Raw genomic sequence first — 23,680 nt, 5'->3', positions numbered from 1 at the left:
ACATTCCTGATCAGGCTCTGAGAAGGAGTTTTTGCATGTACGACCAGCACAGGTCAACGGACGGTATTTCTTTGCAACGCGATCCTTCCTACAGCTCGGGCGCCATGTTGGGCAAAACTGCCGAACGCAGCAGCAACGACCGTATTCGTCAATTACTCAAACACTTCGGTTTGCGCACCAGCCTGATCCGGCTCAAGGTCATCGACGCGCTGCTGAGCGCCGACGAAGACCATCGCCGGCTGGGTGTGCGCGGGGTCCACAGTCATTTGCTGGAGCTGGGCATTCCCCTGTCCTTCCTCAGTGTGCGCGAGGTGCTCAAGCGCCTGTGCAGCGAGGGTGTCGTGGTGCTCAACGCGGACAAGAGCTACAGCCTGCACCCCGATGCGATCGCGACGCTGGCGCAACAGGACGCCGCGCCGCAGGCCACGGATCTCGAAGCCTGAGTTCAGGGCTTGACCTTGCGCCGCATCACACCGTTGATCACCACCACGACCACTGCCACGCCGATGGCGATGTACTGGAACAGCTTCTCGCTGATGACCCCGATGTTTTGCAGATAGGACAGACCGAACATGATCCCCAGCACCACCAGGGAAATCAGGATCGAGTATTTCAGACGCTGCGATTGAGTCATTGGGTATTCCTGAAAATTAAAACCTGAAGCGATGAATGTATCCGGTTTGTATCGAAATCCATACCAATGATCAACAAAGGTCAACGAATTAAACGAGGCAAACGGAGTCTCATATTACAGCCGAGGAAATGTTTTAGCTTCCCGGCTTCACCCATGAGGATTTATCCATGTTTCGTCGAATCACACTGCTGATTCCCTTGCTGATCATTATGTCCCTGAGCGGTTGCATCATCTTTCCCGACCGGGGTGGCTGGCATGATCATGGCCATCGTTACTATGATGGGGGTGGCTACTACCGCCGCTGATCGCGCCCACCGGGGACGGTAATCGACCGTCCCCTCATCGCCGAAACCCGGTACCCGACCGGGTACAGATCTCCACCAGCCAATCGACAAATACCCTGACCCGCGCCGACATCTGTCGATGGGGCGGGTACATCGCACTCAGTGGCAAGCCGGGCGGCGGATGATCGCGCAGCACTTCGCACAACTGGCCGCTGCGCAGTTGTTCGACCACGTGATAGTAAGGAATCTGCACCAGCCCATACCCGGCTTCACACGCCGCCAGGTAACCGTCGGCACTGCTGACCGAAAGGCGCTTGGGCAGGTCGATCGTCTGCAACTGGCCGGCCTGCTGGAACTCGAGGCCGAAGCGCTTGCCGGTCACGCTGGAAAAGTACTCGACCATCAGGTGCCCCTCCAGGTCCGCCAGCGAGGTCGGCATGCCCATGCGCTCGAGATACGCCGGACTGGCACAGGTCACCTGCTCGACCAGCACCAGCGGCCGTGCCACCAGCGAATCGTCCAGGGCCTGGCCGCCGCGCAGCACACAATCGACGCCGTCACGGATCAGGTCCACGGGCCGGTCATTCAGGCCGATTTCCAGGTCGATCAGCGGGTAGCGCTCGGTAAACTCCGGCAATACCGGAATCACGATCAAGCGCCCGATCCCCGCCGGCATGTCGACGCGCAGGGTGCCGCGCGGATTCTGTCGGGCAGCGGAAAACACCGCTTCGGTCTCCTCCAAATCCGCCAGCAGTTGCACGCAGCGCCGGTAATAGGCCGCGCCGTCGAGGGTGGTGCTGACCTGGCGGGTGGTGCGGTGCAGCAGTTGCACACCGAGGTGCGCCTCCAGTTGCTTGACCAGCACCGTCACCGAGGCCCGGGGCACTTGCAGGCTGTCGGCAGCCTTGGCAAAACCGCCCAGCTCGACGATACGGGTAAAGACCCGCATGGCGTTGAAGCGATCCATCGGCCCTCCATTATTTTGAATTTACGAATAGTGATAGTGTTTTTAGCCGGTTTATCGCGCTTTTGTCGAGGTTCACACTGCACGAAATCCCACAGGAGCTCACACCATGCACACCCGTCAACTCGGCAAGAACGGCCCCCAAGTCTCCGCCATCGGCCTCGGCTGCATGGGCATGACCGATTTCTACACCACCGGCAGCGACACCCGCGAAGCCACCGCCACCCTGCACCGGGCCCTGGAACTGGGCGTGACCCTGCTCGACACCGCCGACATGTATGGCCCCCACAGCAACGAAGAACTGATCGGCCGGGCCATCGCCGGCAAGCGCGACCAGGTGTTCCTGGCCAGCAAGTTCGGCATCCTGCGCGACCCGGCCAATCCCTCGTACCGAGGGGTCAACGGCAAGCCGGAATACATTCGCACGGCCATCGATGGCACCCTCAAGCGCCTTGGCGTGGAGACGCTGGACCTGTACTACCAGCACCGCATCGACCCGGACGTGGCCATCGAAGAAACCGTCGGCGCCATGGCCGAGTTGGTCAAGGCCGGCAAGGTCCGTTACCTGGGCCTGAGCGAGGCGTCGGTCGAGACCCTGGAACGGGCGCACCGGGTGCATCCGATCAGCGCCCTGCAAAGCGAGTACTCGCTGTGGAGCCGCGACCAGGAGGACAACGGCTGCCTGGCCGCCTGCCAGCGCCTGGGGATTGCCTTTGTGCCCTACAGCCCGTTGGGCCGTGGTTTCCTGACCGGTGCCTTGAAGAGCCCGGACGATTTCGCCGCCGATGACTATCGTCGTTTCAGCCCGCGTTTCCAGGGCGAGAACTTCACCCGCAACCTGCGGCTGGTGGAGCAGGTGCAGGCACTGGCCGCGGAAAAAGCCGTGAGTGCCGGACAACTGGCGCTGGCCTGGGTATTGGCCCAGGGTGACTACCTGATCCCGATTCCCGGGACCAAGCAGCGCAAGTACCTGGAAGAGAACGTGGCGGCGCTGGAGGTGCAGTTGAGCACCGCCGAGCTGCAGGCCCTGGAGGCGATTTTCCCGGCGGGTGCCACGTCGGGGCTGCGCTATCCGGAAGCGGTGATGCAGGGCCTCAATCGCTGAGCCCCGCGCGCGCCCTTGTAGGAGCAGCCGGTCGACGCTCGATTGCTCGCGATAGACGTCAACGATAACGCGGGGAACCTGATGCCCCGCGGTGTCTGGGCTACCATCGCGAGCAATCGAGCGTCGACCGGCTGCTCCTACAGACAGCTAGAAATCGCGCTTGTAGAAAATATCCAGGGAACTGGCCACCCCACTCGCCGCCTCCAGGTACACGCGCTTGCTCAGCAAATAGCGCAAGGCAATGGTATTGGCCGGTTCGAACACCCCCACCCCGTAACGCAGGCTCAGCTTCTCGGTGATCTTGCCGCTGGCCACCACCGCCGTGGTGTTGCCGCTGCCCTGGGTATCGAGGGCAAAATCCTCGATACCCAGGTTCTTCGCCAGGTCGCCGGTCACCCCGGAACTGCCCATCAAGCCCAACCCCAACGCCGCCTGGGCCAGCATGTTGCTGTCTTCGCCGGTGGTGCTCAACGGCCGCCCCAGCACCAGGTAGGACAGCGCCTGCTCCTGGCTCATGGCCGGTTCCGAGAAGATCTGCGTGGTCGGTTGTTCGGCGCTGCCGCTCAGGCGAATACCGGCGACCACGTCACCGGTCTGGCGAATGGCCTCGATATCCAGGTAAGGCTGGTCGATGGGGCCGGCGAACAGCAACCGCGCCCGACGGATCGTCAGGCGCTGGCCATAGGCGTTGTAACGCCCGTCATTGAGTCGCAGCTCGCCACGGGTGTCGAGGTTGTCACCGATATGCACCTGCCCCTGCAAGTCGGCGCTCAGTCCGAAACCGTTGAAGCTGAGCTTGTCCTCCCCCACCAGCACATCGATATCCATGGACATCGCCAACGGCGGCTTGCCCGCTTCGGTCTGATGGCCGACGATCACCGTGTCGTCCGAGACCTTGACCGTCGACGGCGGCAGCTCGCGCACGGTGATCGCGCCCTTGGGCACATGCACCTTGCCGGCAATCGCCAGCTTGTCGCCGTGCATCGACACCGTCAGGTCCGGCGCGACCTCCAGCGTGGCATACGGCTCGACGCTGACCGGCAACTGCGAGCCCTTGATCGCCAATTCCAGCTGCAACGCATTCGTCCAATCGATATGCCCGGCCAGGCTGCCGTGCCCGGCGTCGCCGCCGGTCCAACTGCCGTTGAGCTGGACGTTTTCCCCGGCGATCTGCGCCTGCACCCGCAGGTCCTTGACCGTGGTGGGCACTTCCGACCCCGAGACCTCACCACCACTCAACGTCAGGTTGCCGTTGACCTGGGGCGCCAGCAAACCGCCGGACAAGCGCCCGCTGCCATCCAGGCGACCGGCCAGGGTGTCGACCTTTCTCACAAAAGGCCGGGCCACGCCGAGGTCCAGGCCGCTGAGGCGGAAATCGCCGCTCAGGGGCTTGTTCCTGGCCAGGGGATTGATCTGCGCCTGGAGCGTCAGTTCGCCCAGCTTGCCACCGCGAAAATCGAGGACCGTGTCGACTCGCCGGGGCGTCAGGTTGCTGGTGAGCTTGAGGGTCTCATAGGGGAAATCCAGCCACTTGCGCCGTTCGCGCATGCGCAAGGTGCCGCCGCTGGCGTCGATCATGATCTGGCCCTTGGGGCCGCTGGCCGGCAGGTCCAGTTGCAGGTCGGCATTGAGCCGGCCCTGCCAGGCGAAGTCGCGGGGCAACCATTGCGCCAGGCTTTCCAGAGGGAACTGCTTGAGGTGATAACGCAGCCGGGGTTCGGGCATCAGCCGCTGGTCCTCGCCGCACAGGCTGGCCTGCCCCGACAGCCAGCAGTGGCTGCCAAAGTTCAGCCGGCCATCGGCAAGGTATTCGAGCTTGGCCGGGTTCTGCAGCTTCCAGTCCTGGCCGCCGGTCTGTACGTCCCCCGACACCAGGCGCCCGCGCCAGTTGCCTTTGTCGAGCGCGCCGTCCAGGCCCAGGGCCAGCTTCAGCAGCGGGCCTTGCAGATCGAGCTGCGCCTGCTGGCGCTTGAGATCGCCCTGCCCCTGCAAGGTCAGGGTGCCCAAGGCCGTGTCGCCGACCTGGATACCGTCGCCCTTGAGGTCCAGCCGTCCACGTTGGGCGCTGTCGAGGTTGGCCTCGAGACCGAGGTCGCGTAGATGGTTGTCGGCGAACACCAGTTGCTGACCGTGCAGGCTGACCTTGCCTTGCGGTGCCTTGAGACTGCCGGCGAGATCGACCCGCCCCTTAAGTTGCCCACGCAACTGCGGCCAGAGCTGGCCCAGGCGCGGCAAGTCGAGGTCGAGCTGCCCGGCCAAGCGCTGTTGCAGGCTGCCGCTGCCCTGGATGCGGTTATCGCCCAGGCGGATGTCGAGGGCACCGAGGGTCCATTGCTCGCCCTGGCCGCCGGCCTTGGCCTGGAGCTGCGCCGGCTGCCCGCGCAGCTTGCCCTTGAGGTCGACAGTTGCATCAAGAACCAGCTGCCGGTTCTTGAATTCGCCTTTGCTGCGTAGCGGCCCGGCCAGGGTTCCGGGCAATTCCGCCAGCCAGTACGCGGGGTTGAGCGCGCTCAGGTCCAGGGCGGTGTCCCAGGCGATGCCATCGGCGAATTGCAGGTTCAGGTGCCCGCTGGCCTTGCCCTGCCCCGCCGTCAGCTCTAGCTGCGGCAAGGCGATCTGCTTCAGGTCGCCACTGAAAGGCGTCAGCAGGTTGAACTTGCCCGCCGGACCGTCGAGGTCGGCCTGGACGTAGCCCAGGTAATTGCCATCGCGGTAATGCACTTCGCCGACAAAGGTCCGCGCCTTGACCGCCGGCTCTTCGATCAATGGATAGAGGCGGTGCCAGGGGAAGTCCAGCCAGTCGACCTTGGCATCGGCACTGAAGCCCTTCTGCCAGTCCAGCTCGCCGCTGAGTTTGAGCCGCTGGTTGGCACTGGCCGTCAGGTCCAGCGCAGCGATTTGCGCCCCCTGGGCATCGACCCGACCTTGCAGGCTCAGGTCGACGGGCCCCTGTTCCGCCGGCAGCACGGCCTTGCCCTGAAGCTGGTAACCGTCTTTCAGGTTGCCGCTGCCGCTGAGTTCGAGCTGATTGAGTTGCAGGGTATCCGGCAGTTCGGTGCTGGCCTTGAAACCGTCGGCGGTGATCCGCACCCGGGCCGGCAGGTGCTCGGCCAGGGCCTCCAGCTCGCCGCTGAGCTGGCCCTGGAGATAACCGCTGCTGGCGGCCTTGAGCTTGAGGGTCTTGAGCAGGTCGCCGCGCACGTCCAGCGCCAGGGCCCAGGGCACACCGCCCGGGGCCGGCAACAGCAGCTTGCCCTCGGCCATCAGCGGCCAGTCGCCGCTCGGCTGCAACACGCCGGACAGGTCCAGGCTGAGGTCGTCGCGCTGCAGATGCACGGTATCGATCTGCAACCCCTTGGCGGTCCAGTGGGCGGCCAGTTGCAGCTCCTTGAGCTGCTCGCTGCCATCGAGCCACAGGCTGCCGATGCGCACCTGGCCCAACTGGATCGCCAGCGGCAGCTTGAGGTCCGGCAAGGTCAGCGGCCCGCTCTCGGCAGGCGCCCCCGGCTCGAACTGCAGGTCGACCCGCTCGACTTCCAGTTGGTCGACACACAGCACAAAGTGCGTCAGGCACAGCGGCGCCCAATCGAACCGTGGTTGCTGCAGTTCGACCCGATTGCCGCCCTGCTGCCAGAGCAGATGATCGGCACTCCACTGTCCGCCCAGTCGGCCCTGGAAATTTTCCACCGTCAGCCCCGGCACTTGCGCCAGTGCCCAGCGACTGCCGACCTGGGTCCCCAACAACAGGCCAACCGACACCAGCAACAACAGGATCAGCGCGAGCAGCGCCAGGCCGAGTATTTTCAAACCACGCTTCACAGCTCAGGCCCCATGGAAAAGTGCAGACGGATGCCGCCGGGATCTTCCAGCGCATGGGCCAGGTCCAGGCGGATCGGACCCACCGGCGAGACCCAGCGCACGCCGATACCGACACCGGTCTTGAGGCTCGGCAACTCCAGGGTATTGAACGAGTTGCCCTGGTCGACGAAGGTCGCGACCCGCCATTTCTCGGCGATGGAATATTGGTATTCGAGACTGCCGGCCACCATGTAGCGCCCACCGACCCGGTCGCCCTCGGCGTTTTTCGGGGACAGGCTCTGGTAGTCGTAGCCGCGCACGCTCTGGTCGCCACCGGCGAAGAAGCGCAAGGACGGCGGCACGCTCCGGTAGCCGTTGGTGGCGCTGCCGCCGAACTGGATCCGGCCGAGGAAACGGTGGTTGTCCCAGACCGTGGTCAGGCCCTTGAGCATGGCCGTGCCGTACAGCAGGTTATTGTCCGAGCCCAGCCCTTGCTTGGCGACCTTGCTGTCGAACTGCAGGCGGTAACCGTTGTGCGGGTCGATGCGGTTGTCGCTGCGCAGGTAGGAATAACTGATGCCGGGCATCAGCAGGTCACTCATGCCGGTATCGTCGCCGAGACGATATTCCTCGCGCTGCCACTTGAGCGAGATCACCCGCTGCCAACCGCTGGGCAACTTGCTGTGCCATTCCGGGCCGACGGTGAGCAGCTTGCTCAGGCTGTCGGTGTGGGCGATTTCTTCGTACTGGTAGCCGCCGGCCCAGCGCAACTTGTCGGTCAGCGGCGGATCCAGCGGCCGGTCGTACCAGAGGCCGATGTTCTGCCGAGGTGCGGAAACCTCGCTTTCGATGCCATAGCTGTCGCCCTTGGAATTGACCCAGTGGCGGGTCCAGTTGGCCTTGACGCGGGGCCCGACGTCGGTCGAGTACCCCAGGCCCAGACCCATGGTACGGGGCTTGCGGGTATCGAGCTGGACCTCGACCGGGATCACCTGGTCCTTGGCCGCCGGCGGGGCCGCGTCCACCCGCACGCCTTCGAAGTAGCCGCTCGATTGCAGGGCCTGGTTGAGCTCGGCGATCAGTTCGGAATCGTAAGGGGTACCCGGCTTGAACGGCACCATGCGGTGCAGCAGGTCCTCGTCAAACGGCGTATCGCCGGCGAAATGCACCTGGCCCAGGGTGTAGCGCGGACCACTGTCGTAGATCAGCTCGATATCGGCGACGCCGGCCCGGGGATCGACGGACAGCTTCTGGCTGATGAAGCGCCCGCTGAAGAATCCGTAGCGCGAGGCCTGGTTGAGGATCAGGCGCTTGGCGTCCTCGTAGTGGCCATGGTTGAGCACGGCACCGGGCTTGAGGGCATCGCTCCTGGGGACCCGGAAGGCCTTGAGACTGGCGGCCGGACCCTCGATGCGCACGGTGACGTTGCGCAGGTGCACGGGTTCGCCGGGCTCGATGCTGAGGATCAGCCGTGGCGTCTTGCCGGCTTCGACTTCGCTGTCGATCCGCGGCTGATAATAGCCGAGCGCCTGGGCGGCCTTGCGCGCCTGCTCCTGCGCGCCACGGCTGAAACGCCGCAGGGCATTTTCGCCGCGGTTCCCCAGGCTGCCGATGTAGCCTTCCACATTGGCTTTCAACTCGTCATTCGCCGGTTTGACCCGTACATCGAGTTCACTTTGCGCGAGGGCCGCCATGCTGCAACAGAGCAGAAGCCAACCGCCGGTCCATCTCTTGGAAAACATCATAGGCGCGGATGCTATCACGGGCTGGGTCAAGGCCGTCATAGAACGCGAAACCGACCGGAAAGTTCGACAGTCAAGCCATTGCTGTTTGTAACACCTGCGGGTTGGCGTGGTAGAACACGTGCTCGCGGATCGGTCCCACGGCCACTTCGCCAATCTCCTCGTAGCCCTGGCGCTTGTAGAACTCCAGGTAGTGCGGGTTGCCGGTATCGAGCACCACGCCCTGGGAATGCGGGTCCTCGGCGCACCAGTTGTGCACCGCCGTCAGCAGTTGTTCGCCATAGTGCTGGCCCTGGAACTGCGGGTGGATGCCCAGCAGCGGCAGCACATGCACCGACTCCGCTGGCAGGCAGGCCAGCACCGCCTGCCGGTACTCCAGGTAACGGCGGGTACAACGAAAACCGGTGCCCAACAGCATGCGCATGCGCCAGACCCAGCTTTCGGTAATGTCCAGGCGGCGTTGTGGCGGGGCGATCAGCGCGAGGCCGATCAGGCGGTCGTTGACCAGCAGGCCGATGGCCGGCAGGTCCTCGAGAAAGTGCTGCTTGACCCGCTCGCGCACCACGGCCCGGACCCGTTGCTCGTAGCCCGGGCGCTCGGCCTCGAACAGGTAGGCGAAGGTCGGTTCATGCCGATAGGCGTGGTACAACAGCGAGCGGGCCTCGCGTGAATAACCGCCATCGAGCAGATGGATCTGGGCCGTGATCTCTGGCATATCCGGCATGAGGGGCAACCTCCCTGGCCGCGGCGCGCTGCCGCAACGGTCTGAGAGCAACGTTAGCAGTGCATCGGTAGTCCCGCCACGCTGGCCGTCGTCGGACTTGTCGGCTAGCATCGCTGTTTTGCCAGGACTGTCGCCCATGAAGATCGTCTCGTTCAACATCAACGGCCTGCGCGCCCGGCCCCATCAGTTGGCGGCGCTGATCGAGAAGCACCAGCCGGACGTCATCGGCCTGCAGGAAACCAAGGTCGCCGACGACCAGTTCCCCCAGGCCGAAGTCGAAGCCCTGGGCTATCACGTGCACTTTCACGGCCAGAAGGGCCATTACGGCGTGGCGCTGCTGTCGCGCCAGCCACCGCTGAGCCTGCACAAGGGTTTCGAGAGCGACGACGACGAAGCCCAGAGGCGTTTTATCTGGGGCACCTTCGCCGACGAAAACGGCACGCCGGTGACCATCATGAACGGCTACTTCCCCCAGGGTGAAAGCCGCGACCATCCGACCAAGTTCCCGGCCAAGGAACGCTTCTACCAGGACCTGCAACAGCTGCTGGAAAGCCGCTTCAAGCATGACCAGCCGCTGGTGGTGATGGGCGATATCAATATTTCCCCGGAAGACTGCGATATCGGTATCGGTGCCGAGAACGTCAAGCGCTGGCTGAAAGCCGGCAAGTGCAGCTTCCTGCCGGAAGAGCGTGAATGGCTGGGCCGCCTGAAGGACTGGGGGCTGGTGGACAGCTTCCGGCACCTGCACCCCGAGGTGAACGACCGCTTCAGTTGGTTCGACTACCGCAGCCGCGGCTTTGAAGACGAGCCCAAGCGCGGCCTGCGGATCGACGTGATCATGGCCTCGAACGGTTTGCTGCCACGGATCAAGGCCGGCGGGGTCGACTATGAGTTGCGGGCCATGGAGAAACCCTCCGACCACGCGCCGATCTGGCTGGAACTGGGCTGATCCCCGTTCTCCCGGGTAGCCACAAAACCCTGTGGGAGCCGGCTTGCCGGCGATGACGGCCGTATTGGCGATGCAAGTCTCGCAGGCCTCATCGCAGGCAATCGAGCGTCGACCGGCCGCGCCTAACAGGAGGGTGCGGCGTTTTCAATAATGCGGCCGGGCGCCCGGCCGACCGTCATCTATCTGCAACCTTTCCGACTCATTCTCGCAGCACTTTGGCCCATTATAAGGTGCAGGCCCCATGCTGCGCGCGCTCTCACTGTTGCTTCTCTGCGGCCTGCCCGCATTGACCCTGGCGGCCCTGCCCGCCCCTCCCGACGACGGCCCCGCCCTGCGCATCCAGGGCTCCAACACCATCGGCGCCAACCTCGGCCCGGCGCTGGTCAAGGGCTGGCTCGAGGAACAGGGCCTGCATGGCGTGCACCTGGCCGACACCGGCAAGGACAACGAGCAGCGCGTTCTCGCCACCACCGAACAGGGCCGCCGGGTACGGGTCGAAGTCGCCGCCCATGGCTCCAGCACCGGCTTCGCCGCCCTGAAGGCCGGCAACGCGGACCTGGCCGCGTCGTCACGACCGATCAAGGACACGGAACTGCAGGACCTCGAAAGCCTCGGGGATCTGAAAAGCCCCGCCGCCGAACAAGTGATCGCCATCGACGGCGTGGCCATCATCCTTCACCCGCAAAACTCGTTGACCCGGCTGAACACCGAGGACCTGGCGAGCATCTTTTCCGGCGAAGTGAAGACCTGGGAAGAACTGGGCGGTATCGGCGGCGCCATCCATCTCTATGCACGGGACGAAAAGTCCGGGACCTGGGACACCTTCAAGGACCTGGTGCTGACCCGCCGCGGCAAGTCCCTGGCCGCCGGCGCGAAGCGTTTCGAATCCAGTGAACAGCTGTCCGATGCAGTGAGCCAGGATCACCAGGGCATCGGTTTCATCGGCCTGCCCTACGTCCGCCAGGCCAAGGCCGTGGCCATCGTCGACGGCGATTCGCAAGCGATGCCGCCCCTCGCCAGCCTGATTGCCACCGAGGATTATCCGCTGTCGCGGCGGCTGTTCTTCTACCTGCCGCCGAACCGCCAGAACCCCTGGGCCAACTCCCTGGTACGCTTCGCGCAAAGTCCGGCGGGCCAGGCGATTGTCGCCGGCAACGGCTTTGTCGCGCAGACGGTGCAGGCCATGCCGGTGATTCCCGGCCCGGCCATGTCAGCGCAATACCAGGCCCTGGCGAAAGAGGCGCAACGGCTGTCAGTGAATTTTCGCTTCGAGGAAGGCAGCGCCAGCCTGGACAACAAGGCGCGTCAGGATGTCCTGCGGGTCCTGGATTACCTGCGGGCCCAGGGCAAGCTGAACAAACGGGTGACCCTGGTGGGCTTTGGCGACGCCAAGAACGACCCGGCCCGGGCCGCCCTGCTGTCCAAGCTGCGGGCGATGGCGGTGCGCCGGGAACTGGTGAAAGGCGGCGTGGTGTTGCGCGACATCCAGGGCCTCGGCGCGCAGATGCCGGTGGCGGCCAACACCGAGGATGAAGGCCGCATCAAGAACCGTCGGGTCGAGGTCTGGGTGTATTAAGGCTGAGGGCTCAGCGCTCCGAACGCATCATCTCCCGCGGTACATATTTGCCGATCTCGTACTTGCCGATCGCCGCCCGGTGCACTTCATCCGGGCCGTCGGCCAGGCGCAGGGTACGCTGCATGGCGTACATGTAGGCCAGCGGGAAATCGTTGGACACCCCGGCCCCACCATGGATCTGGATCGCCCGGTCGATCACCTTCAGGGCCACGTTCGGCGCCACCACCTTGATCTGGGCGATCTCGCTTTTCGCCACCTTGTTGCCGACGGTGTCCATCATGTAGGCGGCCTTCAGGGTCAGCAGGCGCGCCATGTCGATCTCCATCCGCGAGTCGGCGATCTTGTCGATATTGCCGCCCAGGCGGGCCAGTGGCTTGCCGAACGCCGTACGGTTCACCGAACGCTGGCACATCAGCTGCAGCGCCCGCTCGGCCATGCCGATGGACCGCATGCAGTGGTGAATCCGCCCCGGGCCAAGGCGCCCCTGGGCGATCTCGAAGCCACGGCCCTCACCCAACAGTACGTTCTCGTAAGGCACCCGCACATTCTCGAACAGCACCTCGGCGTGGCCGTGGGGCGCGTCGTCGTAACCGAACACCGGTAGCGGACGGACAATCTTCACCCCGGGGGTGTCCACCGGCACCAGGATCATCGAGTGCTGCTGGTGACGCGGTGCGTCCGGATTGCTCAGGCCCATGAAGACCAGGATCTTGCAGCGTGGATCGCAGGCACCGGAGGTCCACCACTTCTTGCCGTTGATCACCCACTCATCGCCCTGGCGCTCGGCACGGGCGGCCATGTTGGTGGCATCGGACGAGGCCACGTCCGGCTCGGTCATGGCGAAGGCGGAGCGGATCTCGCCACGCAGCAGCGGCTCCAGCCAGCGCTGTTTCTGTTCTTCATTGGCATAACGCACCAGCACTTCCATGTTGCCGGTGTCCGGCGCCGAGCAGTTGAACGGCTCCGGCCCGAGCAGCGAGCGGCCCATGATTTCCGCCAGGGGTGCGTACTCCAGGTTGGTCAGCCCGGCGCCCAGCTCGGACTCCGGCAGGAACAGGTTCCACAGGCCTTCGGCCTTGGCGCGGGCCTTGAGCTCTTCCATGATCGCGGTGGGCTGCCAGCGATCGCCTTCGGCGACCTGGCGTTCGAACACCGGTTCGGCCGGATACACATAAGCGTCCATGAACGCGGTCACGCGTTCACGCAGTTCCTGAACCTTGGGCGAATAGGCGAAATCCATGGGCAGCTACCTTCTTGAGTCGGTGGGCGGGGTCATGAAATCGATGCTAGATCAGCTACGAAAATTTACCAAAGCTATTCTCGGCGTGTATTAACATTCATCACCGATATATGATCAGCTGATCGAACCCTAACAATAAGAGCGCCGCGAAATGAATCTGAGCAAGGTCGACCTCAATCTTTTCATCGTCTTCGACGCCATCTATACCGAAGCCAACCTGACCCGCGCCGGGCAGATCGTCGGCATCACCCAGCCGGCGGTGTCCAACGCCCTGGCCCGTTTGCGCGAGACCTTCAACGACCCGCTGTTCGTGCGCACCGCCCAGGGCATGGTGCCCACGCCGATGGCGCAGAACATCATCGGCCCGGTACGCAATGCCCTCTCGCTGCTGCGCATCTCGGTCCAGGAAAGCCGGATCTTCAACCCGTTGCAGGCGAACAAGACCTACCGCATCAGCATGACCGACCTCACCGAGGCGGTGATCCTGCCGCCGCTGTTCCAGCGCCTGCGCCGCCTGGCGCCGACCGTGGCGATCGAGAGTTTCCTCTCCAAGCGCCGCGAGACCACCAAGGAGCTGGCCGCCGGGCGTATCGACTTCGCCGTGGACGCGCCGCTCAACACCGACCCGCAGGTGCGCCATGTCAAGCTGATGGAAGACCGCTATGTCTGCGCCATGCGCAAGGGCCATGCGCTGGCGGGCAAGGACAAGCTGACCCTGGACGATTACCTGGGGCTGACCCACATCCATATCTCCAGCCGGCGCAACGGCCTCGGCTACGTGGACCTGGCCCTGGGCAAGATGGGCATCCAGCGCAAGATCGCCCTGCGTTCGCAGCATTACCTGATGGCCTCGCAGGTGTTGCAGCAGACCGACATGGTCATGACCGTGCCGGAACGCTTCGCCCGGCGGCATGACCTGCAGTACTTCCCGTTGCCGGTCAATGACGTGCCGCCGGTGGAAACCCACCTCTATTGGCACGAGAGCACCGACCAGGACCCGGCCAACCGCTGGATGCGCGAGCAGATGATCGAGTTGTGCCAGCAGGTCACGGCCCATGAGAAGAAGCTCGACAAGGTCTGAGCAACATCGCCACAAAGGCCGACATGCTTGACGTATACGTCAAGCAGCCTTTAGCTTAGCGCCATGACCTTCCTCGAGCGCTTTCATGAGCAGCCAGACCTACAGCATCTCCGACCTCGCCCGCGAGCTCGACATCACCACCCGGGCCATTCGCTTCTATGAAGAGCAAGGCCTGCTCAGCCCTGAGCGGCGCGGCCTGGAACGCATCTACTCGGCCCGGGACAAGGTGACCCTGAAACTGATCCTGCGGGGCAAGCGTATCGGCTTTTCCCTCGCCGAATGCCGCGAGCTGATCGAGCTCTACGACCCCACCAGCGGCAACCAGAAACAGCTCAACAGCATGCTGGCGAAAATCGCCGAGCGTCGGGCACAGCTTGAACAGCAGTTGCTGGATATCGAACAGATGCAACTGGAACTCGACACCGCCGAGGAGCGCTGCCAGCAGGCCCTGGCGCAGACCCTGGAACATCAGGCACAGCCGATCCTGTAGAACCACGCCACTCCAGCCCCCTCTTTCGCAAGGTACCCCGCCATGTCCTTACCCACCCACGTACGCCTGGTCGAAGTCGGTCCCCGCGACGGCCTGCAGAACGAAGCCCAACCCATCAGCGTGGAAGACAAGGTCCGCCTGGTGGACCGCCTCACCGACGCGGGCCTCGGCTACATCGAAGTCGGCAGCTTCGTCTCGCCCAAATGGGTGCCGCAGATGGCCGGTTCCGCCGAGGTCTTTGCGCGTATCCAGCGCAAACCCGGGGTCACCTACGGCGCCCTGGCCCCCAACCTGCGCGGTTTCGAAGATGCCGTGGCCGCCGGGGTCAAGGAAGTGGCGGTGTTCGCTGCCGCGTCCGAAGCCTTTTCCCAGCGCAATATCAACTGCTCCATCAGTGAAAGCCTCGCCCGCTTCGTCCCGATCATGGACGCCGCCCGCCAGCACGGCGTGACGGTGCGCGGTTACGTGTCCTGCGTGCTCGGCTGCCCCTATGAAGGTCCGGTCGCCGCCGCGCAGGTCGCCGCCGTGGCCCGCGAGCTGTACGCCATGGGCTGCTACGAAGTGTCCCTGGGCGACACCATCGGCACCGGCACGCCGGGGGCCACCCGGACAATGTTCGAGGTGGTCTCGGCCAGCGTCCCGCGGGAAAAACTCGCCGGTCATTTCCACGACACCTACGGCCAGGCCCTGGCCAATCTCTACGCCAGCCTGCTCGAAGGCATCCAGGTCTTCGACAGCTCCATCGCAGGCCTGGGCGGCTGCCCCTACGCCAAGGGCGCCAGCGGTAACGTCGCCACCGAAGACGTGCTCTACATGCTCAACGGCCTGGGCATCGACACCGGGGTCGACCTCGATCGACTGATCCTCGCCGGCCAGGAAATCTGTGGCGTGCTGGGGCGTGTTACGGGTTCGCGCGTCGCCAAGGCACGCCAGGCGGGATGAATGTGTCCGGGTGTTACCGTTTGGAAACACAAACGAGTAACACGGAAACAGAATCAGCGATTTTTCCGTCGACGATGGCCTAACAAAAACAGCAAGCCCTTGATTTCAAAGGGTTTCAAAAAGTTGGCACGCCACCTGCTATATCTCTTGCATAACAAGAATAAAAAGCGACAAACCCATAAAAATAAGACGTACCGACTCTGACATAACAAAAACAACACGGCAGAGACGCAGCTAACAGATTTTTTTGGAGAAGGTGTGCTTTCAGGGGACCCACGGGTTACCCGCAACCGGACAGAGAACAATAAAACTACCTTCAAGGTAGCTCCCGGACTGGTTGGATCACCCGATAAGGCAGATCAGCGCTCAAAAAAATACGTTTGCTCTTTGACCCCGGATGGGGGTCAGCCAAAAACGCGGTAAAGGGTCACGGTCGACAAAAACAACAACAGACCGCCCCTCAATAATAAAAAAAGAGCATACAACACAGATTCAAGGGGAGCTTCGGCTCCCCTTCGTGTTTCTGCCTTCCTGTCATTCGACGACACATCCTCCTTGCGCCTATCTATGTACCGCATCCCCCGCCTCCAGGGAGCGGATACTCACCCTGCCGCCCGCTGCCGTCTGCCCGCGCGATCTCCACGTATCAACACCCGATTGCTGACAGATCCTGAACAGGATGTTTATTTCTTTAATTGGCAGGTATCGCTATGTCTCCAAGAACCCCGGTCAAACCCACATCGTCCACCATCAGGGTGCCTGGCCCCAGGTTGCCGGACCTTCCCGAATCCTTGAGACCATCAATCCCACCCGGACCGCACATCAGCGGCCTGCGCCCGCACCACCTGGACAACCCAACAGTTTCCAGCGGTCAGGCTCATCCCCATTCTCGACCGACAACCGACACGCCAACGGAGCAGAACCTGCAACTGACGGATCTGCCGGATCAGGCCAGGACCGCCACCCCCGATTCACTGGGGAGCTACCGGGTCGGCACGACCGGAGCATTGCCGCCGCCCAACCAGCAGGGCCTGCGGATCATCAAGAACCGTCAATACGTCGATCTCGATGACGGTGGCACGGTCATGGTCGTGTATGACGCGCAACTCGAGACCTACCGGGCAAAACGCGCCAATGAACTGCTGCCCTCCGGCCCCGCGCTTTATCGGATCGGCAATGGCAGCACCTGGGGACCGGAGCCCATGACGGCCTCCGCCGATCAGCCCACGGCAAGCCCGCCACCGCGCAAACGGCCACGCCTGGTTGACGATCCGCCGCGGGCATCGGCTGTCGTCGTGCCCAAATTCGGTTATTCCACCCCGAGCCCCTACACCCGTCTCGCGGGCCCTGACAGCCAGGGTTACTACCGCCTGAAAAAGCTTGATGCCGATCACGCCGAGGACAGCGTGTACGCGTTCAGCAAGGACGACGACAACTGGGTACTGGTTGACCCGCCAGAGGGGCGGATGGACTCGAGCGGTCAGTCGATTGCCGCCGAACGACTGCCCTCCTGGACCGACCGCGATATCTGGGAACACTACGGGCTTCACGGCAACGACATCACGCGTTTCCGCTCCGAGACCGAAACGACCGGCAGAAAGCCTCAATGGGCCCACGCCCGTTCAGAGGGCAGGACCCAGGACCAATTGATACGGGCGCTGAAATGGCCCCATCCGGACAAGAGCGCCGAAGAACGCGGGCAGATCCTGCAAGGCTACAACCTGCTTCCGAGCATGCTGCCTCGCCTGCAGCAGGCACTCCAGGAACACGCCAAGCTGCCTGAATGGGCAGAGACGCACAAACTTCAGTCGGCGACCGAAACCCATCCACAGCGCTTTGACTTGCTGGAACAGGAAGTGCTGCCACAAATCCGCAATATCCGGAACTTTGAACCCCACTCGCTCGACCCGGATTTCGACGCTTACTACAGCCGGCCATTCCTTGACGCATTCCTGCTCAAGATCGGCTACCGGAAAAACATCCATGGCTGCCTGTACCGCACGGATATCCCTGCCATGTTCAGGACGGAAGATCGCACGCCGTTCGAGCTGGCCAGGGATGGCTGCATGCTCGCGCGTGAAAACCATCCACCCGGCTCGACCACGAAAAAAGCCTTGAGCGCCACCTTCAGCCTGAGCGACGCGAAAAACTACAGTGTCGGTGGAGGGCCGGGCATCGGCCAACTGCGTTACAACACGCAAACCAACAAATATCCCGGCAGACACCCCGACTCGGATAGCGGCAGCGACGCCGACAGCGAGGGCAGCGCGGATGAAAGCGCGTCGAATACCAGCCAGGCCGCTTCGTCGTCAGCCTCAGGCAGCACCGGTCAGCAGAGTGAAGCGGCATCGACCGGATCGGGCTCGCGCAGGCCGATTTCACTCGATAGCGAACGCGGCTATACAACCTACAGGCACCGGCAGACCACCAGCTTCATCTACATGATCGATACACGAAACGTTGAGGTCGTTCCGGGGCAGGAAAACCGCTTTTTCAACCATGATCCCCAGAAAATCAACTTCTTTCCCTACGATGATATCGAAGGGCACATTTCAGTTTCCGACAGAGGCGTCAGTGCCGAGCGGATATGGCTGGTCAACTCCAGCCTGACCCGTGCCGCCAATGTCCGCGCAATCCATCAGGCCGCGGGACAAACCGCCGCCGACATCGAGAGTGCAACCTGGAGTGGTGTCGACAACAGCGCGGTCTACGATAGCTTGATCGACCAGGTGGCCGCTTCCGGCGGGACGGTGCTGAATTGGCCCGCCGACGGAAAAATCTTTGCCGATGACGTGACCTGGCCAGCCCCGGACAGCTGATTTCACCTCCTGATCGGCTGAATACCTAGCACAGTCCCAACCGCTGCCCATTCGAATAATGAATCGGGCAGCACACAACGATAGCGGCTAGCACGAGATGATAGCCAGAAGGCCATAACCGGCTATTTTTCAGGCTCGGATTATTGATACTAACCAACTGATTAAACTCAACTTTTTCAACTTTTATACCCGCGCGTTGAGCATAAGCTGAAAGCCTCATTCACGGAAAAAGTTGATCTTCATGAGTACCCAGCAACCCCCACTTGCCGCCCCCGCCACACCGATACGCTCGACCAGGAACCATCGCCTGATCCTCAAGCGACTCCCCTCCTGGTTGACCCAGGCGCCCCTCGAATGGCGCCTGGCATTCGCCACTCGCCTCAGGCAGAGCCAGATTTCCAAAGCCGCACTGGCGCGCCATCTGCACGGTTTCAAAAGCGTCAAGGACTTTGCCGCGCCGCTGCTCTCCCAGGCCCTGGACGACCACTATGGTCCGGGCCTGGACATCCACCACGACCAACTCCGTCACGTCCATATCCTGGCCGCCGCCACCCTCGGCGAGCCGCGTCGGGAGAACATTGTCCTGCAGAGCCTGCTGCAAGCCGCCCTGCAGAACTTCGAAAGCAGTGAAACCGGCGCGTTCGGTTTCGACCACGGCTCGGCCATCCTGCGTAAAAGTACCGCGGTCCTGAAAAAGCCTATCACCCCACCGGACTTCGCCACCGTCTGTCGCCGGCTCGACCTGGGCGGCCAGTACAAAAGACACGTCGAACATTTTTTCCTGCGCACCGAGCGAAACCGCCCAAGCCCGCTGTTCAAGACCCTCTTCGAGCAACAGGAGCGCGACGAACTGGCGGTGCAGGCGGAAATCGCCCTGATCAAAGACAACCTGGATCAATCGGCCTACCAGATGCTGCAAGGCCTGCTCGACCCGACGCAGACACCCCGTTGGGACAATCATCCCGTGCACTGCTCCTACCTGACCCTGCTCGACTTTCCGAACGTCGACAGCGGCGCTTGGGGGCGTTGCTCAAGGGTGTGCTGCTGATTGAGCACGACACCCCGTCAAGCAGCGGCGAGCGGCCCTGCGTGGCCTACCTGTCAGGCGATCCGCACCAGGCCCTCAAGCGCTACCCCTCCTTCAACGCGTTCCACGATGAGCTCAGGGAACGGCTGCGGGCTAAACCCTATCAGGCCTTCTTCAAACGCTATGTTCACCTGCGCACTCAACCGGCACTCTTCCATGCCCTCGACAACTGCCTGAACCCGCTCGACCCCGTCACCGGGCAGCGCAAGCCGGCCCCGCAAGCCAACCTGCGCCTGGAGAAAAGCTCACTGGGCGACCACCCTTTCGACGAGTTCTGCGTCCTGCAAACGGTCAAGAAGCTCGACGACGCCCGCGTCAGCGCGGTGCCCACGGACGACGAGGACAAGAAGACCCGCACCGCGCGCCTGCGCTCGTTGCTGAACTGGGGGGTCAACCTGTTGTTCCTGGTGCCCGGGCTCGGCGAGGCAATGCTCGCGGTTGCCGCCGCGCAACTGATCGTGCAGCTCTACAACGGCATCGAAGAATGGAGCCATGGAGAGAAAATGCAGGCGGTGCTCGGCTTCATGGGCGTGCTGCTGAACGTTGAACTGCTGGGGCTGGGGGCCGTCATGACCCTGGATTTCGAAGGTTCGGCCTTTATCGAAGGACTCAAGCCGATCAAGTCTCCCCAGAGCGAGCCGGCACTCTGGAAACCCGACCTGACACCCTATGAACACCGGCTGCCCGACACGCCGGAGCTGAAACCCGATGCCGCGGGGCTCTATCACCATCAGGACAAGACCTACCTGGGTCTCAACGGCCGCCATTACCGGATCAGGCCCGGCGCAAGCGCCAAACGCTTCCACCTGCAACACCCGAGCAACCCCGACGCCTACGCACCGCGGGTCTATCACAACGGCAAGGGCGCCTGGCTCCATGAGTTCGAGCAGCCCTTGCAGTGGAAGCAACCGCAGCTGTTTTCCCGGCTGGGGCCGGATGCGGCCAGCCTGGACCCGGCGTCGGCGGAAAAAATCATGCAACTGAGCGAGGTCGACGACGCTACCCTGCGCCTGCTGCACCTGGACCAGGAACCGCCCCCGGCCTTGCTCGAAGACAGCCTGACCCGTTTCAAGCTCGACCGCGACCTCAAGCGCCTGGTGCAGCGCCTGCAAAGCGGTGGCGCGGCCAACAGTTCAATCGACGAACTGCACATGGAACTGCAATTGCTGACCAGCGAACCGGTCTGGCCGAGCTCGAAAGTGTTGCGTTTGCTGGACCGCCATGGCGCCCCGCTGAAGGAATACCCCGCCGGCCAAGCGCCAGCCTTGCAGCGCATCGACCTGCGCTGGCCCGGGCTCGACGCCAACCAACTGCTGCGCAAGGTCCTGGAAAACCTCGACGAGGCCGAGATCCGCCGTTTGCTGGGCGAAGACTTCGGCACCGGCCCCATCAGCCTGGATGCCCGTGCCGTGGCCCTCAGGCGCAAACTCGCCACACAGGCCAGCCACCGCCGGGCGGCGTTGTTCGACTCACACTATCGCTATCGCACCCAGAGCAACGACCCCGCCGTTGCCGTGATCCGGCAAGAGTTTCCCAGCCTGTCGACGCCAGTCGCGCAGGAGTTGTCCAGAAACGCCAGTCCGACCGAACGGCGGGTTCTGCTCGACGCGGGACGTGTACCGCTGCGACTGGCCGAAGAGGCCCGGTATTACAGCCGCAACCTGCGCCTGGCGCGAACCCGGGAAGGACTCTATCTCGACACGACGAACAACCCCGATACCGACAAGCTGATCCTCAGCCAGATCGGCAAGCTGCCGGGCTGGTCGGACCAGGTTCGTCTCGAAATACGCGAGCCCTACTTCGGAGGGCCCTTGCTCGACAGCCTCGGCGCGGAGCAGGCACCGATTCGCAAGGTACTGGTTAAAAATGGCGACCAGTACGAAGCCCATGACGCCCTGGGCCAGGAGCTGCACGGTCCGGACAATCTGTACAGCAGTGTCCTGCACGCCCTGCCCGATACGGAGCGCAAGGCCTTGGGGTTTCCCGGAACCCATGAGGCCGCCGGCCTGAAGCAGACCGTGCTCGATCAGCCGTTGCCGCCGCGCAAGGAGCTGGAAAAACTCCTCGGCCTGCCCCCCACCAAGCCCAACGAAACGCCGCCGATGCGCCTGGCCGCCCGCCGTCCCGGCACATCTGCCGCTGGACCCGACGCGGCAGAAAGAATCCCGGGCACCCGCTCCGCGGCCTTCACCGAACTGGCGCAACGTCTTTACCCCGCGCATGCCTGGCGAGATGTGGAGGAGTTTCTCGAGATAAGGGGCCTGAACGAAGGCGCGGCGGTGCAGCGCCTGGAAGAACTGGAAAGCGAGTACAACACCTTGTCCGCGGAACTCGAAGCCTGGGTCGATACCCCGCCGGTTCCCCGAGAGGGCGTGATTATCAGGAGCTATATTGCCAGCAGGATCAAGCAATGCTGGCGCCGAGGCCCCTACCAAAGCACCTCCCAGGAAGGTTACCGGCTCGACATCGTGATTTACGAGCGGGGCACCCGGCTGCCGGTCCTGTCGGCCAACTTCAGCCACGTCAGCGAACTGGTCCTGAACCTGTCCCATCCGGACATCACCCAGGGACTGAACCGTTTTCTCGAGGGTTTCCCCCAGCTGAAACGCCTGTCTATCAGCGGCGGCTCCCTGACCGAGATTCCGCCGGCGCTGGGCTCGATGTCCGGACTGACCCACCTCAACCTGAGCGGCCACCATATCGTCCTGACCGAGGAAACGGCCACCCTGCTCGAAGGGCTGACCCGACTGAGGGATCTGAACCTGGCCTACAACCGGACCCTGGGCCGTTCGCCGGACTTCAGCGCGATGCTCGAGCTCAAGCGTATCGAGCTGAGCCACACCGGGCTCACCCATTGGCCGACCGGCTACCTGGACCTGCCGGAATTGATCCGGCTTGACCTGAGTTCGAACCACCTGACCACTATCCCTTCCGCCGTCCTGGACACCAGCGCAGAGGGACAACGCATCGCCAGGGCTATCAACCTCTACAACAACCCCATTGCAACGGACTTTTTCGATGATGCCGTGTACTACTACTCGGAAACCGAGATCGACCTGGGGTTGGATATGCCGGCCGAATCGGATTCGGACGCCGACCTGAGCGCAGGCGACTCGCCGGCGCATAGTCCGCAGGGCTCGCGGGGGCCCGTCTCACGCGACGAAAGTGCCTGGTTGCAAGGGCTCGACAACAAGGCGCAGGAGGCCTTTCGCAATGACTGGATGCGCCTGGCCGGCGAGGAGCCGGTCGAGCAGTCCGAAGCGTTTTTCCGGGTGATCGGCGATCTGAGTGAATCGGCCGACTATGCCGACAATGCCGCGCGTCCGGGACTCCTGGACAAGGTCCGGCGCATGGTCGGCGCAGCAGTCGACAACACCGAACTGCGGGAGAAACTCTTCGCCAAGGCCACCGCGCCGCAATCGGACGCCTGTGCCGACGGCATCGCCGTGGCGTTCAGCGACATGGGCCTCGACGTGTTGCTGCATGAAGCCTACGCCGAGCCGGACGCCGGGAAGGTCGAGGCGAAACTGCTGCAACTGGCGAAGGGTAAATCGCGCCTGGATCGCGTCAACGCCCAGGCCCGGGACCTGATCAACCAACGCAAGGCCAGGGGCCAACGTCCCGATGAAGCGGAAGTCTACCTGGCCTTGCGCATCGGTCTGGGGGAACGGCTGGAACTGCCCTGGCAGGCCTCGAAGATGCATTACGGCAGAATTGCCGGGGTCACCCCGGAGCAGGTGGATGCGGCTTATCTGGCCATCCTCGAGCAGGAACGGCAGCCGATGGATGTGGTCAGGCAGATCCTCAGGCAGGAGTTCTGGAAGGACTACCTGGAGATCCAGTACCTGCAGGAACTCAGCGAGAAAGAGGCGCTGCGCAACACCAAGAGCGACGCCATGTTGGACCTGCAATCGGCACAGGAACGCTGGTTCAATAATTCAAATCTGCCCGAGGAGGAAAAGACCAGGCTGGAGACCGCGATGAAAGCGGCGGCCGCGACACTGGGCAAGTCCGAGCAGGAAGTGTTTGCCCGGCCCATGACCGACGCCGAATACCAGACCCTCTACGAAGCCATCGCGCGTGAACACAGCGACGAGATGGAGCGCCTGACCGCAGCGGCGTTGCAGGAGCACGGGCTGGCGCGCTAGTTCCAAAACCGCTCTTACATCCGCAGAGATCTGTGGCGAACGGGCTTGCCCGCTCGCCACACAATCCCGGGCCTGCCGGGCCAAGCGCCAAAGCATG

The 23,680-nt window shown here is 63.3% G+C and carries 17 protein-coding genes; 11 read left to right on the top strand and 6 right to left on the bottom strand.

Annotated elements, in window-relative coordinates:
- Nucleotides 1-35: 35 nt before the first annotated feature.
- Nucleotides 36-443 carry a fe2+ zn2+ uptake regulation protein gene (locus tag NUH87_RS27545; RefSeq protein ID WP_338523475.1) on the top strand — a complete coding sequence of 136 codons (408 nt, stop codon included), beginning with the start codon at nt 36-38 and terminating at the stop codon, nt 441-443.
- Between the two features lie 2 nt (nt 444-445).
- On the opposite strand, the gene NUH87_RS27540 is transcribed toward NUH87_RS27545, so the two are convergent.
- Nucleotides 446-634 (bottom strand): hypothetical protein, encoded by a 189-nt coding sequence (locus tag NUH87_RS27540; RefSeq protein ID WP_040069456.1) that lies wholly within the window; start codon nt 632-634, stop codon nt 446-448.
- A 167-nt stretch (nt 635-801) separates the two neighbouring features.
- Here NUH87_RS27540 and NUH87_RS27535 point away from each other — a divergent pair, with 167 nt between their 5' ends.
- Nucleotides 802-939, top strand: a complete 138-nt coding sequence (locus tag NUH87_RS27535; RefSeq protein WP_167337447.1) for a hypothetical protein — start codon at nt 802-804, stop codon at nt 937-939.
- Nucleotides 940-973: 34 nt separating this feature from the next.
- Here NUH87_RS27535 and NUH87_RS27530 read toward each other — a convergent pair whose 3' ends face one another.
- The gene (locus NUH87_RS27530; RefSeq protein WP_338523474.1) at nt 974-1,885 is read right to left on the bottom strand and encodes a LysR family transcriptional regulator; all 912 of its coding nucleotides are present in this window, start codon (nt 1,883-1,885) and stop codon (nt 974-976) included.
- 106 nt (nt 1,886-1,991) lie between these two features.
- On the opposite strand from NUH87_RS27530, the gene NUH87_RS27525 reads away from it, so the two are divergent.
- The gene (locus tag NUH87_RS27525) at nt 1,992-2,987 is read left to right on the top strand and encodes an aldo/keto reductase (RefSeq protein ID WP_338523473.1); all 996 of its coding nucleotides are present in this window, start codon (nt 1,992-1,994) and stop codon (nt 2,985-2,987) included.
- A gap of 147 nt (nt 2,988-3,134) precedes the next feature.
- Here NUH87_RS27525 and NUH87_RS27520 read toward each other — a convergent pair whose 3' ends face one another.
- The 3 genes from NUH87_RS27520 to NUH87_RS27510 all read right to left on the bottom strand — a co-directional run bounded on the left by NUH87_RS27520 (nt 3,135) and on the right by NUH87_RS27510 (nt 9,251).
- Nucleotides 3,135-6,806 carry a translocation/assembly module TamB domain-containing protein gene (locus tag NUH87_RS27520; RefSeq protein WP_338523472.1) on the bottom strand — a complete coding sequence of 1,224 codons (3,672 nt, stop codon included), beginning with the start codon at nt 6,804-6,806 and terminating at the stop codon, nt 3,135-3,137.
- Nucleotides 6,803-8,530, bottom strand: coding sequence for an autotransporter assembly complex family protein (locus tag NUH87_RS27515; protein ID WP_338523471.1), 1,728 nt, complete (start codon nt 8,528-8,530; stop codon nt 6,803-6,805). The genes NUH87_RS27520 and NUH87_RS27515 overlap by 4 nt, the downstream gene beginning before the upstream one ends.
- 70 nt (nt 8,531-8,600) lie before the next feature.
- Nucleotides 8,601-9,251 (bottom strand): GNAT family N-acetyltransferase, encoded by a 651-nt coding sequence (locus tag NUH87_RS27510; protein WP_338523470.1) that lies wholly within the window; start codon nt 9,249-9,251, stop codon nt 8,601-8,603.
- Nucleotides 9,252-9,387: 136 nt separating this feature from the next.
- Here NUH87_RS27510 and xthA point away from each other — a divergent pair, with 136 nt between their 5' ends.
- Both xthA and NUH87_RS27500 read left to right on the top strand, forming a co-directional pair.
- The gene (gene xthA / locus NUH87_RS27505; protein WP_040069467.1) at nt 9,388-10,200 is read left to right on the top strand and encodes an exodeoxyribonuclease III; all 813 of its coding nucleotides are present in this window, start codon (nt 9,388-9,390) and stop codon (nt 10,198-10,200) included.
- A 241-nt stretch (nt 10,201-10,441) separates the two neighbouring features.
- Nucleotides 10,442-11,776 carry a phosphate ABC transporter substrate-binding/OmpA family protein gene (locus tag NUH87_RS27500; protein ID WP_338523469.1) on the top strand — a complete coding sequence of 445 codons (1,335 nt, stop codon included), beginning with the start codon at nt 10,442-10,444 and terminating at the stop codon, nt 11,774-11,776.
- Between the two features lie 10 nt (nt 11,777-11,786).
- Here NUH87_RS27500 and NUH87_RS27495 read toward each other — a convergent pair whose 3' ends face one another.
- Nucleotides 11,787-13,016, bottom strand: a complete 1,230-nt coding sequence (locus NUH87_RS27495) for an acyl-CoA dehydrogenase (protein ID WP_338523468.1) — start codon at nt 13,014-13,016, stop codon at nt 11,787-11,789.
- Between the two features lie 151 nt (nt 13,017-13,167).
- Between NUH87_RS27495 and NUH87_RS27490 the strand changes: the two genes are divergently transcribed.
- From NUH87_RS27490 to NUH87_RS27465, 6 genes are all read left to right on the top strand, one after another.
- Nucleotides 13,168-14,097, top strand: a complete 930-nt coding sequence (locus NUH87_RS27490; protein ID WP_040069473.1) for a LysR family transcriptional regulator — start codon at nt 13,168-13,170, stop codon at nt 14,095-14,097.
- Between the two features lie 85 nt (nt 14,098-14,182).
- Nucleotides 14,183-14,587: a MerR family transcriptional regulator gene (locus NUH87_RS27485; RefSeq protein ID WP_040069475.1), complete on the top strand. Its 405-nt coding sequence runs from the start codon at nt 14,183-14,185 to the stop codon at nt 14,585-14,587.
- Between the two features lie 42 nt (nt 14,588-14,629).
- On the top strand, nt 14,630-15,529 hold the full coding sequence (locus tag NUH87_RS27480) for a hydroxymethylglutaryl-CoA lyase (RefSeq protein WP_338523467.1): 900 nt from the start codon (nt 14,630-14,632) through the stop codon (nt 15,527-15,529).
- A gap of 770 nt (nt 15,530-16,299) precedes the next feature.
- Nucleotides 16,300-18,348: a hypothetical protein gene (locus tag NUH87_RS27475; protein ID WP_338523466.1), complete on the top strand. Its 2,049-nt coding sequence runs from the start codon at nt 16,300-16,302 to the stop codon at nt 18,346-18,348.
- A 241-nt stretch (nt 18,349-18,589) separates the two neighbouring features.
- Nucleotides 18,590-19,396, top strand: a complete 807-nt coding sequence (locus tag NUH87_RS27470; RefSeq protein ID WP_338523465.1) for a dermonecrotic toxin domain-containing protein — start codon at nt 18,590-18,592, stop codon at nt 19,394-19,396.
- The gene (locus NUH87_RS27465; protein ID WP_338523464.1) at nt 19,366-23,583 is read left to right on the top strand and encodes an NEL-type E3 ubiquitin ligase domain-containing protein; all 4,218 of its coding nucleotides are present in this window, start codon (nt 19,366-19,368) and stop codon (nt 23,581-23,583) included. The genes NUH87_RS27470 and NUH87_RS27465 overlap by 31 nt, the downstream gene beginning before the upstream one ends.
- Nucleotides 23,584-23,680 lie beyond the last annotated feature (97 nt).

Origin of the sequence: Pseudomonas batumici (assembly GCF_036585405.1) — a bacterium.
In the GTDB taxonomy this organism is placed as follows: Bacteria; Pseudomonadota; Gammaproteobacteria; order Pseudomonadales; family Pseudomonadaceae; genus Aquipseudomonas; species Aquipseudomonas batumici.
The sequence above is the reverse complement of the archived record's forward strand: the minus strand, read 5'-3'. Positions and strand labels throughout refer to the sequence as shown.

Excerpts from the sequence above, each read along its gene's own strand:
- NUH87_RS27515 (WP_338523471.1), bottom strand. The coding sequence starts at position 8,530 with ATGATGTTTTCCAAGAGATGGACCGGCGGTTGGCTTCTGCTCTGTTGC.
- NUH87_RS27510 (WP_338523470.1), bottom strand. The coding sequence starts at position 9,251 with ATGCCGGATATGCCAGAGATCACGGCCCAGATCCATCTGCTCGATGGC.
- NUH87_RS27480 (WP_338523467.1), top strand. The coding sequence starts at position 14,630 with ATGTCCTTACCCACCCACGTACGCCTGGTCGAAGTCGGTCCCCGCGAC.
- xthA (WP_040069467.1), top strand. The coding sequence starts at position 9,388 with ATGAAGATCGTCTCGTTCAACATCAACGGCCTGCGCGCCCGGCCCCAT.
- NUH87_RS27470 (WP_338523465.1), top strand. The coding sequence starts at position 18,590 with ATGAGTACCCAGCAACCCCCACTTGCCGCCCCCGCCACACCGATACGC.
- NUH87_RS27530 (WP_338523474.1), bottom strand. The coding sequence starts at position 1,885 with ATGGATCGCTTCAACGCCATGCGGGTCTTTACCCGTATCGTCGAGCTG.
- NUH87_RS27490 (WP_040069473.1), top strand. The coding sequence starts at position 13,168 with ATGAATCTGAGCAAGGTCGACCTCAATCTTTTCATCGTCTTCGACGCC.
- NUH87_RS27535 (WP_167337447.1), top strand. The coding sequence starts at position 802 with ATGTTTCGTCGAATCACACTGCTGATTCCCTTGCTGATCATTATGTCC.
- NUH87_RS27545 (WP_338523475.1), top strand. The coding sequence starts at position 36 with ATGTACGACCAGCACAGGTCAACGGACGGTATTTCTTTGCAACGCGAT.
- NUH87_RS27540 (WP_040069456.1), bottom strand. The coding sequence starts at position 634 with ATGACTCAATCGCAGCGTCTGAAATACTCGATCCTGATTTCCCTGGTG.
- NUH87_RS27500 (WP_338523469.1), top strand. The coding sequence starts at position 10,442 with ATGCTGCGCGCGCTCTCACTGTTGCTTCTCTGCGGCCTGCCCGCATTG.
- NUH87_RS27495 (WP_338523468.1), bottom strand. The coding sequence starts at position 13,016 with ATGGATTTCGCCTATTCGCCCAAGGTTCAGGAACTGCGTGAACGCGTG.
- NUH87_RS27485 (WP_040069475.1), top strand. The coding sequence starts at position 14,183 with ATGAGCAGCCAGACCTACAGCATCTCCGACCTCGCCCGCGAGCTCGAC.
- NUH87_RS27525 (WP_338523473.1), top strand. The coding sequence starts at position 1,992 with ATGCACACCCGTCAACTCGGCAAGAACGGCCCCCAAGTCTCCGCCATC.